This window comes from Roseovarius sp. D0-M9 (genome assembly GCF_037083805.1).
Classification (GTDB): domain Bacteria; phylum Pseudomonadota; class Alphaproteobacteria; order Rhodobacterales; family Rhodobacteraceae; genus Roseovarius.
The window spans coordinates 1-11733 of the sequence record NZ_JBAPKZ010000016.1 but is presented as its reverse complement, the minus strand read 5'-3'; the positions used below and the strand labels follow the sequence as shown (position 1 = coordinate 11733).

Below are 11733 nucleotides of genomic sequence, written 5' to 3'. Positions count from 1 at the left end.
CAGATTATTTTGCAAGCGCGGTTTGTAGAAAAGCCATTGCGTGGAAAGATTTTCTGGCGACCTGGTGTCTTCAGGTGAGACTATGAGTTTTTCACCAGAATCGGCGGAAAGTGTGAATTCGCTGCATGTGCAACTTTCTCAAGTTGCCAAGACGAAAGCCGACATTCGATTGCTTTGAAATCAAAGGTACCTGCTGCGGCGCATCCGAGGTTGGCTCAGAACCCGTCCTACCGGTTTCCGATACCCCGAATGCTGCACCCACATTTGGCTGTTGCCTACCTCAAACCTACCGGGCGCCCTGATGTCAGACAGCCTTTACCAGACTGATTTCCCGTTAATTACACTTTCAAGATCCATCTGGATGGCATCTGTAACCCCGGCGCTTAGCTCGGCGTTGTCAGTCCCAAAATTGGACTTGTAGACTCCAGGAGAAACGCCAAGCCGTCGCCCGAACACCCGACGTAAGGTTGCGGCTGTACCAAACCCGGAATTCATAGCCACGGATTGTATGGATTGGTTCGATGTCTCCAGCAACCGCCGCGCCAACCCGAGGCGGACATCCTCGATATAGCTGGAAATCGAAGTCCTCGTGACGTCCTTGAAGCGGCGACTGAGCGATCGCTCACTCATCGCCGCAAGCTTGGCCAACTCTGGCAAAGACATCCTCGCCGTCGGGTTCTCCCAGATATACAGTTGCACGCGGCGAATTTTCGGGTCTTCGGTCGCATCTGCCATCAACTGAGGACTGTATTGTGACTGACCGCTTTGGCGCCGCAGCACCAGAACCATGAACCGTGCGATATCCAGCGCGAGGTGACGCCCGTGATCCGCCTCGATCAGCGCGAGGGCAAGGTCGATGCCTGCCAGCATGCCCGCCGACGTCCAGAACTTTCCAGAATTGACAAAGATCGCATCGGATTCGACCAGCGCGCCACCAGAGCCGTTTGAAGTCAGGCGCAACGCTTCGAGCCAATGGGTGGCGATCCTTTGCCCGTTTGCGATGCCCGAGGCCAGCAGGACCGTTGATCCTGTGCAGACTGACCCTATGCGCGTGCAACGCGGTTCGAGGTTGCGTATCCAAGTCGTCAGGACCGCGTCTTCAGCAGCGGCAAAGCATCCTGGTCCGCCGGCCACCAATAACACGTCGAGCCGATCTGGCAGATCATTACAGCTGCAGGACGGTTCGAGCCTTACAAAACCTCCGGCGACTGGCACTGGGGCACCATCCACCGACACGGTGAACGGATCATAAAGACGGCGCCCTGTCAGGAAATTGGCAAGACCGAAGGGTTCCAGTGGCCCACACACATCAACGGAGGCCACTTGTGGATAAATCAACATAGCAACCCGACGCTGGTGGTCAAAAACAGGTCTGGAGCTCACGTATCTCCTCCTTTTTGGGCATACCTTTTATTAAAAAGGCAAATCCAATATTTTTATCCTAAACCTCCGCCCAGTACACAAGAAACAGTTGACGCCAAAGATCGTGCACTCCCGGCCAAATGCGTTCGCGATTCGTGGCCAGCAAGTCGAACCATGGCACAGTACTCTAACAAGCAATCTAATTCAGCTGTGGCAGAATCTATGGAACCGACAGCGCTTTTTACGTACACAGCTACGCTTGCTGCGCTGACTTTGGCGCCGGGGCCGCTTGTTGCCGTGCTGGCCGCGCGATCCGCCAGCCGCGATCGGCGCGGTGCCTGCGCATTGGCACTGGGAATCTGCGCAGGCGACATTGTTGTGGTTTTGGCGATCTACGCGGGGCTCGGGTACTGGCTGCAAGCGCATCCTGAAGTGTTTGCGTTCGCCAAATATGCAGGTGTCGGTTTTTTGCTTTGGATGGCAATGCGCATATGGCTTCAATCTAAAGTGGTGCCTGATCATACTGTGCCGGTCAGTGGGATGGCGGTTTCGCTGTTCACGGGCTTCGCAATTTGTCTCAGCAGTCCGCAAACCGTGGCAATGTACCTTGTCCTTCTTCCCCGTGTGGTGGATCTAACGGTGATCCGTTTGCAGGATGCGATTTTGTTGATCCTTGCTACAATCGGGGCGCTTTTCGGCGTGTTTCTGTTGGTCATCTTGCTGGCGGCAACCTTGCAAAGCGCATTGCGCTCGCCGGCGGCCGTCGCAGTGTGGGGGCGGGGTATGTCGCTGACTGTTTTGCTTTCGGCTGTCTGGGTCCTGTTTTCGTGACTCCTGTGAACGGTCTCGGTGTCTTGACCGGCCTGTAAATCAGACAAGACCCGCGCCAGAATGTTGCATCAATGCGCGCGGCAAGACGTCCCGATCAAGCGGTTTGGTGGAGCCGCGCCGCAGCAGCCATGCATATTCCAAAACCCCATAAGAAACGCTTCACGCCAAATTCGGCGCATCTGAAGCCAAAGTTTGCACCGAACCTTTGTCGGTGAGCGGACCTGCGGTCAGTGTGAAACTCGGATCACGCTAACTTTTTTATCCATTCAGGATGTGGAAAATCGACATGAACCGGCAGCTGGATACGTCCATCAGCCACGCCGTTGCAGTGGGTGAGGCGGTTTGCAGTATTGCACCATTATCGCCTCTGCCCGATCCAGCGGATGAGCCCGGCCCCTCTGAGCTGATTGCGCTGCTTTGCCTTGGGGCTGGCCTTTTTTTAGGATGGAGCGCTCTCTTTTATCTTTTCGGGGCGCTTCTTGTGCCCTGGGAGTTGGAAACAGCCCTCTCCAAGGCGGAGTTGTCGCTCGGACTGACGGCGGCAATCCTCGTTGCCGCGCTCATTGCCCCGTTCGCCGGGCGTCTGATCGATGATGGTCATGGACGACTGCTGCTTGGTGGCGGCGCATTGGTTGGCGCTTTGGGACTTGCCGGGCTGTCGATGTCGGTGGGACACAAGAGTTTCGTTCTGGCCTGGATGGTGGTCGGGGCCGGCCAAGGTGCCTGCCTCTTTGAGCCGACATTTACCTTCCTTGCGCGAGTATTGCGACAGCGCGCCCGGCGCGCGATCCTGTTGGTCGCCCTTATAGGCGGGCTGGCCACGCTTCTGGCCTATCCTGCTGCCGCCCTCCTGACAGACCTATACGGGTGGCGCATCGCGGTGGGCAGCTTCGCATTGATGACAGCATTTGTTATGGCTCCGCTCATGTATGCGGGTGGCGCGCTGCTGGAGCCGGCATCGCTGCATCTGGACCGCGAAACCCGCAATCGTGCTGGTCGCCTCGCGCTGGCTTCGGCAAGGCGGCGCCCGGCATTCTGGGGCTTGATGATCTCTTTTGCATTGCTGGCCATTGCTGAAGGAATGATCTTGAGCCACGCGGTTTCAGCTATGGTGGAGTTCGGCCAGATCGAAGCCGTGGCGCTGCTGGCGATGACCATACTCGGTCCGTGCATGACTGCGGGTCGTTTGTGTATGTTGTGGTTCAAGCCCAACGGTGCGAGTTTTGCGATTGCTGTCATCGCCGCAATGGGGATGGCCACGGGTATCGCGATGTTGCCGTTTTCGGGCGAGCATGTGGGTATCGGGCTGATTGCCATGTCAGTATTCGGGCTGGGTTATGGGCTGATCATCGTGCTCAAGCCCATTCTGGTTTCCGAATGCCTGGGCTACCTTTCGATCGGTGCGATTTTAGGCGCGTTGGCGCTTCCATGTTTCACGGCGCTCGCCGCTGCACCTTATGGTGCCGCCCTGCTCTGGGAGCATGGCGGCTATGCCCTCGCAATTCTGGCGGCGACCATCGCGGCGACATTAGGTGCGTTGGGCCTTGTCGCAATAGCGCTGTCTCGACGTGATTAGATGAGAGTGTATTGTCTTCGCCAAAAGTGACGGTTCCTGCACTCGGATTGCCCGCATGGCTGCCTACAAAAATCGCAGCAAAGGTGAACGGCCGGTTCGGTGACCCCTCACTGCATCATTTAAGTCGCGTGCAACGAAAAGAGAGGCGAGGATGTGTCGGTTGCCGGAAGGCGGGCTTGGCTCCAATTTCGACTATCTTGACTCGCTGGTCAGGTATCTGAACGACTTGAGGATCCACGACGATCACATGAAGAGGTTGCATGCCCTGGCTCGCACATTCCGGGTTTAGCCGGATGGTTCATCTGGTTTTGGTCCAGCCGAATTGGCGACCCGACGCAAGTGGACCACCCAAGAGTCGAATGAATGGTCTTAGGCTGCCGCAGGGCCAACGGCAGAAAAGTCCGCTTTGCCGTCTTTTGCCGATTGAAAATGCTGCGCGGGGCATGAATGGCCGCTTCGACGGGCCGCACCGCAGCATTGAGCTGGGTCGACCAGCGGCGGTTTGGGGCCGTTAACAACCTCTGGGGAGGCCTGCAAACCGTCCTTGGGTCTGGTTGTGTCGAGATCGGATCCAACATCGTGGAAAACATGATCCACTCGGTCGCCTTCAATCGAAAAGAGCGCCGTTTTCGACTCAACGAGGGTGGAAAAGCCTGGGGCCGCATCGCTTCGTTATTCGAAAAATGACAACCGCATCGATGTTTTGCTGCGCTGGAACTTTACGCCGTCAAGCTGAAAGAAATGTGCCACCCCGACACTGCATACGGTCACACGGTTTGGGACTGGGTCGTTGTCGACGATCGAAAGGGACAACACGTGATTTACACAAAACCGTGCCCTCAAGCGATCGTGAGCAATCGCGAGCCGTGAATTGCGACAGGGTGATCGCGTGGGCGATCGCTGGGATTGCTCGAATATATGGAGAGAAAGATGTTTCGTAGAACTGGAACCCTCGCGATCACAGGCCTCATGGGAGCGCTCTTTGCCTCACCGCTGTTCGCGCAGGACGCGATGAGCGCGGATTCCATGACATGCGCCGACTTCATGGCGATGGACTCCGATGGACAAATGCAGGTCATGGAGATGGCTTCGTCCGACAGCATGATGGCCGAAGGTGAGATGGCCGCGGAAGGCGAGATGGCTGCCGAAGGTGAGATGGCCGCGGAAGGCGAAATGGCTACCGAAGGTGAGATGGCCGACGGCGGTGACGATGCCATGATGGCCGAAGGCGACGGGATGATGGAGGAGCAGATGGCTGCGATGAGCGCGGCTTGTGAAGGCAATCCGGACATGATGGCGATGGACGCCATGATGTCGGCCATGGATCAATGATCTATTGGTCCCGGGGGCGTGGGTATCCTGCGTCCCCGCTTCGGCAAGGAGGCATCCGGCATGAGCGCCAAAACAATACCGACTTCCACTTCGCCTGCTGGCGGCGACCTGGTGCGACGGCACCGATTGTCGACGCGGATCTGGCACTGGATCAATGCCGCGACACTGCTGGTGTTGCTGATGAGCGGACTGATGATCTTCAACGCGCATCCCCGGCTCTACTGGGGCCAGTATGGCGCCAACCCCGATCCCGCCTGGCTTGAGATAGGGTCGGCTGGGGATCAGGGCTACCTTCGGATCGGCGACGTGCAGATCGAGACCACCGGCGTCCTCGGCCGCTGGAGCGATGGCTCCGGGCGTATCCAGACGCGCGCCTTTCCGTCCTGGTCGACAATCCCGTCGAGCTACAACCTGGCGCTGGCGCGACGCTGGCATCTGACCTTCGCCTGGGTGCTGGCGCTCGGGATCACGTGCTACGCGGCGTGGAGCCTGGTCAACGGTCACTTCCGCCGCGACCTCCTGCCCAAGCGGCGCGAGCTTAGACTCGCCCACATCTGGCGGGAAATCAGGCATCACGCGACGCTGAATTTCCCAAAGGGCGCTGCGGCGGCCAGCTACAACGTCCTGCAGAAGCTGAGCTACATCTCCGTCGTCGTTGTGGCAATCCCGGTCGTGGTGTTGACCGGGTTAACGATGTCGCCGTCGATGGTCGCAAGCTGGCCGTGGCTGCTGGACGTGTTCGGCGGTCGTCAGTCGGCGCGCTCAATCCACTTCATCGTCGCGATGTTCCTCGTCCTCTTCGTCATCGTTCATCTGGTGATGGTCCTGCTGGCGGGACCGTTCAACGAAGTCCGCTCGATGATCACAGGCTGGTTCCGCCTGCCAAAGGAGAAGTCCGAATGACCCACCTCATTACCCGTCGCCGGATGCTCGTCGGCCTCGCGGCGCCAGCGGTGCTCGCCGGCTGCGACCGGCTTGGCCAGGCCGAGAGCTTTCGCAACACCGTGCTCAGCTCGGGCGAGTGGCTGTCCTACCGCGTCCACCGCCTGATTGGTTCGAATGCGCTGGCGCGCGAGTACGAGCCGTCCGAGATGTCGCCCGACTTCCGCACCAACGGCAACACCCAGCCGCAGGACGCGGCATACCGCCGCCACCAGCAAGAGGCGTTCGCCAACTGGTCGCTCTCCGTCGGCGGGCTGGTCGCTGCGCCGCGAGGCTATTCGCTCGCCGAGCTGAAGTCGAAGCCGGCCCGCAGCCAGATCACCCGTCACGACTGCGTCGAGGGGTGGTCGGCGATCGGCAAGTGGACCGGCGTTCCGCTGGGCACGCTACTCGACGAGGTCCGCCTGCAACCGCAGGCGCGCTACATCGTCTTCCATTGCGCCGACAGCTTCTCAAACCGCCCGTATTACGAGAGCATCGACCTGATCGACGCCTTCCATCCGCAGACAATCCTCGCCTACGGCATGAACGACGCCGAACTGCCGACTGGTCATGGTGCGCCGCTTCGTCTCCGCGTCGAGCGACAGCTCGGCTACAAGCACGCCAAGTTCATCATGCAGATCGAGGCGGTGGCCTCTCTCGACGGCATTGCGGGCGGACGCGGCGGCTTCTGGGAGGATGTCGGCTTCTACGACTGGTACGCCGGAATCTGATGGGATTCACAGGCCTGCGGCGATTTTTTCGGAAGGTCAGCGTTGTACGGGCGCGCCAAGGCAATTACGAGCCTCAGTGCCGGTTCTGGCGTCATCATGGATTCCGACAAGGGGGACATCCTGACCAATAATCACGTCGTCGAAAATGGCGAAGAGATCATCGTCACGCTCAAGGATCGCCGCCGTTTCGATGTTGAACTGGTCAGTGGCGATCCCGGCACCAATATCGCCTTGCTCAGGATTGAGCCCGACAACCACGATCGAAGCCCGAAATGATGACCGCGATCAGTTGGCCTGTCCAGTTCTCCGCAATTGAGCGCAAGAAGATAGTGATAGCATCAGGCCATCCCCTCGGCTTCGAGATCGGTTTGAGGCAAAACTCCCTATTCAGGACGTGGAGGTCACGACTCTCCGGAATAACGGACACGCAATTCGGTCGGACGTCCAATCGGAAGGGCACTGTAGTCTTCGGTGAACGTGCGGCAAAAGACGGCAACCAGCGAAGGCCTGATGTGGTGGCGCCCCATTGCCACCTTCGAAGAACCGCGCGTGAAACGGGATGTCGAGGTCACGCCCGAAGTCGATCAGGCCCTGGATCGCGTCGAGATTCTCCACTATTTCACACCAGATCGGACATGCGGATCGGCAGGTGGCGCAGGCGCTTGCCGGTGGCGTGGTGGACGGCGTTGGCGATCGCCGCGGCCGTGCCGACGATGCCCAGCTCTCCGATGCCTTTGACGCCAAGAGGATTCACGTAGTCGTCCCGCTCATCCAGCATCTCGACCCGGACCTCGCGCACATCGGCGTTCACCGGAATCAGGTACTCTGCGATGTTGGTATTCAGGAAACGCGCCCGTGGCTTGTCGATTTCGGTCACCTCGTGCAGCGCGGAACCGATGCCCCAGATCATGCCCCCCATTAGTTGCGAATGGGCGGTCTTGCGGTTCAGGATCGTTCCTGCCGCAAAGGCGCCATGCAGACGCGGCACACGGATTTCATGGGTCCAGCGATGCACGCGCACCTCCACCATTTCCGCGCCAAAGGCGAACATCGCCATCTCGGGGGTCACGGGGCCCGCGCTGCCATAGCCGCCCTTGAAGGTCGATTTGATCATCTGGTCGGTCATCGCCTTGTGGCGGAACTCTCCGATCACCTCGATCTCCCCTTGGGGGGTCGAGGCCACCGCGTCGGTCAGGGGCTGGGTCTGGCCGTCCGGCCCCGTCAGCATACCGTTCTCAAGCTTGATCTGCGCCGGATCGACGCCCGACAGCGGGCCTTCGGACATCGCCGAGACCTGCGCCGCGATCTGGCCGCCGATCCTGAGGCAGGCGTCGTGAACAGCCGACCCGGCCGAGGCGGCCGTGGTCGAGCCGCCGGAAATCGGCGCAACGGGCAGATCGCCTTCGCCCATCACCACGTCGCAAGCACCGACCGGCAAGCCCAGACGCGCAGCCGCGATCTGCGCCAGTATGGTATAGGTGCCGGTGCCGACGTCGTGGGCCGCCAGCTCGATATAGGCGTGGCCAGTCCCCTGCATCCTCACCCGCGCGTTCGACGCAAGGATGTTCGTCGGATAGGTTGCCGTGGCACATCCGTAGCCGACCAGCCAGTCACCGTCGGTCATCGACCCGACCTCGGGCGTGCGGTCGGCCCAGCCGAAGCTGCCCGCCACCGCGTCGTAGCTTTCCATTAGCGAGCGGGACGAGAACGGCACGTCCGCGACGGGATGGCGGTCGCTGTCGTTGACGCGGCGCAGCTCGACAGGATCCATGGCCAGCTTGATCGCAAGTTCGTCCATCGCCTGTTCGAGACCGAAGAAGGTCTGCATTTCGTTCGGCGCCCGCATGAAGCCGCCGGTGTTGGTGTCGGACCGCGACAGGCGCTGTTCAGTGTGGATGTTCGGACAGGCATACATCGCGCGGGTCATGTGGGTGCCAGGGTTTACCACCTCGTCGAATTGCGAGGTCTGGGAAATCTCGACATGCTCGAAGGCGGTCAGCCTGCCCTCGGCATCTGCCCCGAGGCGAAACCGCTGTACGGATTCGGGGCGAAAGGTGGCGACCGTGTACATCTGCGGCCGTGTTACGATGAGCCGCACGGGCGCGCCCACAGCCTTGGCCGCCGCGATGGTCAGCATGGTGTAGGGCGTGATCCCTGCCTTGGACCCGAACGCGCCACCCACGAAGGGCGAGATCACGCGGACGCTGGTTTCCGCCATGCCGTAGGCCAGGGCGATGCCCGCCCGCAGGGTCCTGACGGATTGCGACGGCATCCAGACGGTCAGCCGATCACCATGCCACTCTGCGGTGGCCGAAAACATCTCTATCGGATTGTGGTGCTGGAACGGCGTGATGTATTCCGCCTCGACGGTCTGGGCCGCGCCGGACAGACCCTCTGCCAGATTGCCCGTGGTGGTGATCATACCTTCACTGTCGTCGCTCGCCCCGACGACGAAACTGTCCGCGGGATTAATGGCGATGTGGCTGTCGGCGATGTCATAGCTCGCTTCGATGAGCTGTGCGCCCCGGCGCGCCGCCGCCGCGTTTTCCGCAACGACATAGGCGATGGGCTGCCCGGCATAGCGGATCCGGCCATCTTCCATCGGCCAGAAGCTGGCCGAACCGGGGCCACCCGCATAGAACCCCTTGACCGATTTGTAATCCGGCAAAGTTTCGTGCGTGAAAACCGCGACGACCCCAGGTTCGGCCTCGGCTTTCGAGATGTCGATTTTGGTCAGTGTGCCGACGGCCACGGACGATGTCGCCAGCGCGCCGTGCAGCATGCCCGCAGGCATCACATCGGCGGCATAGGTTGCGGTACCAGTAACCTTGCGGGGGGCATCGGTGCGGGTCACGGCTGTGTTGATCGTCTGGGCCATCATTTCCCTCCCGGCGCGCGTGATTTTGCGGTCATCAGTGCCCCAGCGACGACATCCGCGCCGAGCTTGATCTTGTAGGCCGAACCTTCGAGTTCCGAGGCGTCAGCAAAGGCGATCCGTCCCGCCTCGCGGGCGGTTTCCTCTGTCAGCGGCTTGCCTTTCAGGCTGTCCTCGGCCGCGCGGGCGCGCCACGGTGTCGTGGCAACGCCGCCGAGGGCGATGCGCACGTCGCGCACGGTGTCGCCGTCCATCTCGACCCCGACGGCGGCCGAGGCGCTGGCGAAGGCGTAACTTTCGCGGTCCCGGGCCTTGAGGTAATGGCTGGCCTTCAGGGCTGGCACGACAGGCACGGTGATCCCGGTAACGATCTCGCCGGATTTCAGGATCGTCTCGACGTCGGGCGTGTCACCGGGCAGGACATGCAGATCGGCAAATGGGATCGTGCGGCGGCCACCGGGGCCGTGCGTGTGAACCGCGGCATCGAATGCGATCAGCGCCTGCGCCCAGTCGCCGGGATACATCGCCACGCAAGCGGACGATCCGCCGAGGATGGCGTGATGGCTGGTCACGCCCCCGTCCAGCGCCGCGCAGCCCGATCCCGGATCGCGCTTGTTGCACTGGGCATAGGCTGTGTCGCGGAAATAAGGACACCGGGTGCGTTGCAAAATGTTGCCGCCAAGACGCGCGACGTTGCGCAGCTGCGGACTGGCCGCTTTCCAGAGAGATTCTGTCAGAGCCGGTGCCGCCGTCACCAGATCCGGATCGTCAGCGACAAGGGCCATGCGGGCCAGCGCGCCGAAGCGGAGGCTGTCGGCGCCGATCTCGTGACCTTCCAGGTCCGTCAGACCGGTGATGTCCACCAGCGCAGAAGGCTCGCGCACGCCGATCTTCATCAGGTCGATCACTGTGGTGCCACCGGCCAAGATATCGCCACCGCTTTCGGTGACGGCATCAATGGCGTCTGACAGGTTTTTTGGGCTGTGGTAGACGAAATTGCGCATGCTCACCCCCCCCTGCTGTTGCGAACGGACTCGACGGCGGCGACGATGTTTGGATAGGCGCCACAGCGGCAGAGGTTGCCGCTCATGTATTCTCGGATCTCATCCGCAGACCCGGCGTGCCCCTCATCGATGCAAGCGATGGCCGAAAGAATTTGCCCGGGCGTGCAATAGCCGCACTGGAATGCGTCTTGCTCGGCAAAGGCGGTCTGCATCGGGTGCAAGGAGCCGTCAGGATTGGCGAGGCCTTCTACTGTCGTGATCTCTGCCGTGTCAGCGGAAAGCGCCAGGATCAGACAGGAGTTCACGCGGCTGCCGTTCATCAGGATGGTGCAGGCGCCACATTGCCCCTGGTTGCAGCCGATTTTGGTGCCGGTCAGCCCCAGTGTGTCGCGCAGCGCCTCGACAAGGGTTGTGCGCGGCTCGACCGTCAAAGTTCGGTGCTTGCCGTTGACGCTCAGTTCAATCTTTGGCCATGCATCGAAGGCGACAGCCGTTTCGGACTGCTGCGCCACAGCACTCTGTGTGCCGACACCCAGAACAGCACCGACCGCGCCGGATGTGCCAAGAAAACTGCGCCGTGAAAGACCGGCGCGCGGCGGGGGTGCTTTATGGGTCATTCGAACTCCTGCGACATGTCTGAATGTAAAAAAAGTACGGCTTGTCATCGTGTCAGATAATCTTTCAAACGCTGTTCCATCGACTGCGTTCCCGAATTTGATCTGCAAAGCGCAACACCAGATTTGTCATTGATGCGGTGCGCTAAGTTCGGAGCTGATGGAAATGTTAAATTGGCATTGGCCATCCGGAGCGGCTCAACGCGACGTGCTGAACATATGGCGAGCTACCGGGTTGTGGTGATGAATGATTGCATTCAACACACGTTAGAGCCGCCCTGAGCGCGCGCCGGGCTGAACCCGAGCGGACCCGCGAGGCCGGCCCCCATAGCCGCAGCGATGGCGACAAGCTCTCGGCGAGAAATGGGCATTATTAGGGCTTCTTCGCGGTTTGTGTGGGTGTGCGGGTCTCCGGTCAGTTCACGACCACACCAGATGTTGTGTCGTAGGGTGACGCGGGCAGGTGCTTGAGCCGACCGGCGAC

Annotated in this window: 11 protein-coding genes; 7 read left to right on the top strand and 4 right to left on the bottom strand. The window is 60.6% G+C overall.

The genetic code is table 11. The annotated features are described in order from the left end of the window. Window positions 1–315: 315 nt before the first annotated feature. Window positions 316–1383, bottom strand: a complete 1068-nt coding sequence (locus V8352_RS11795; protein WP_336424493.1) for a GlxA family transcriptional regulator — start codon at window positions 1381–1383, stop codon at window positions 316–318. A 201-nt stretch (window positions 1384–1584) separates the two neighbouring features. On the opposite strand from V8352_RS11795, the gene V8352_RS11790 reads away from it, so the two are divergent. The 7 genes from V8352_RS11790 (at window position 1585) to V8352_RS11760 (ending at window position 7032) form a co-directional block, all read left to right on the top strand. After that, window positions 1585–2193, top strand: coding sequence for a LysE family translocator (locus V8352_RS11790; RefSeq protein WP_336424492.1), 609 nt, complete (start codon window positions 1585–1587; stop codon window positions 2191–2193). Between the two features lie 286 nt (window positions 2194–2479). Then, on the top strand, window positions 2480–3769 hold the full coding sequence (locus V8352_RS11785; protein ID WP_336424491.1) for an MFS transporter: 1290 nt from the start codon (window positions 2480–2482) through the stop codon (window positions 3767–3769). A 447-nt stretch (window positions 3770–4216) separates the two neighbouring features. Then, entirely contained in the window at window positions 4217–4456 is a 240-nt protein-coding gene (locus V8352_RS11780) for a hypothetical protein (RefSeq protein ID WP_336424490.1), read from the top strand. 219 nt (window positions 4457–4675) lie between these two features. Further along, complete coding sequence (locus tag V8352_RS11775; protein ID WP_336424489.1) at window positions 4676–5101, top strand: hypothetical protein; 426 nt, start codon at window positions 4676–4678, stop codon at window positions 5099–5101. Between the two features lie 60 nt (window positions 5102–5161). Next, window positions 5162–6004 (top strand): cytochrome b/b6 domain-containing protein, encoded by an 843-nt coding sequence (locus tag V8352_RS11770; RefSeq protein ID WP_336424488.1) that lies wholly within the window; start codon window positions 5162–5164, stop codon window positions 6002–6004. Further along, a complete protein-coding gene (locus V8352_RS11765) occupies window positions 6001–6756 on the top strand; it encodes a molybdopterin-dependent oxidoreductase (RefSeq protein ID WP_336424487.1) in 756 nt (251 codons plus the stop codon). The genes V8352_RS11770 and V8352_RS11765 overlap by 4 nt, the downstream gene beginning before the upstream one ends. 42 nt (window positions 6757–6798) lie before the next feature. Further along, entirely contained in the window at window positions 6799–7032 is a 234-nt protein-coding gene (locus V8352_RS11760) for a trypsin-like peptidase domain-containing protein (RefSeq protein ID WP_336424486.1), read from the top strand. A 343-nt stretch (window positions 7033–7375) separates the two neighbouring features. Here the strand turns inward: V8352_RS11760 and V8352_RS11755 are convergent, their stop codons facing one another. The 3 genes from V8352_RS11755 to V8352_RS11745 are packed head-to-tail and all read right to left on the bottom strand — an operon-like array spanning window position 7376 to window position 11252. Then, window positions 7376–9634 (bottom strand): xanthine dehydrogenase family protein molybdopterin-binding subunit, encoded by a 2259-nt coding sequence (locus V8352_RS11755; protein ID WP_336424485.1) that lies wholly within the window; start codon window positions 9632–9634, stop codon window positions 7376–7378. Then, a complete protein-coding gene (locus V8352_RS11750; RefSeq protein WP_336424484.1) occupies window positions 9634–10635 on the bottom strand; it encodes an FAD binding domain-containing protein in 1002 nt (333 codons plus the stop codon). Before V8352_RS11750 ends, V8352_RS11755 begins: the two co-directional genes overlap by 1 nt. 2 nt (window positions 10636–10637) lie before the next feature. Beyond that, the gene (locus V8352_RS11745; protein ID WP_336424483.1) at window positions 10638–11252 is read right to left on the bottom strand and encodes a (2Fe-2S)-binding protein; all 615 of its coding nucleotides are present in this window, start codon (window positions 11250–11252) and stop codon (window positions 10638–10640) included. Window positions 11253–11733 lie beyond the last annotated feature (481 nt).

Bases quoted from the DNA above. Each gene is read 5' to 3' on its own strand.
- V8352_RS11770 (WP_336424488.1), top strand. From the start codon at position 5,162: ATGAGCGCCAAAACAATACCGACTTCCACTTCGCCTGCTGGCGGCGAC.
- V8352_RS11765 (WP_336424487.1), top strand. From the start codon at position 6,001: ATGACCCACCTCATTACCCGTCGCCGGATGCTCGTCGGCCTCGCGGCG.
- V8352_RS11755 (WP_336424485.1), bottom strand. From the start codon at position 9,634: ATGGCCCAGACGATCAACACAGCCGTGACCCGCACCGATGCCCCCCGC.
- V8352_RS11750 (WP_336424484.1), bottom strand. From the start codon at position 10,635: ATGCGCAATTTCGTCTACCACAGCCCAAAAAACCTGTCAGACGCCATT.
- V8352_RS11785 (WP_336424491.1), top strand. From the start codon at position 2,480: ATGAACCGGCAGCTGGATACGTCCATCAGCCACGCCGTTGCAGTGGGT.
- V8352_RS11780 (WP_336424490.1), top strand. From the start codon at position 4,217: ATGGCCGCTTCGACGGGCCGCACCGCAGCATTGAGCTGGGTCGACCAG.
- V8352_RS11745 (WP_336424483.1), bottom strand. From the start codon at position 11,252: ATGACCCATAAAGCACCCCCGCCGCGCGCCGGTCTTTCACGGCGCAGT.
- V8352_RS11790 (WP_336424492.1), top strand. From the start codon at position 1,585: ATGGAACCGACAGCGCTTTTTACGTACACAGCTACGCTTGCTGCGCTG.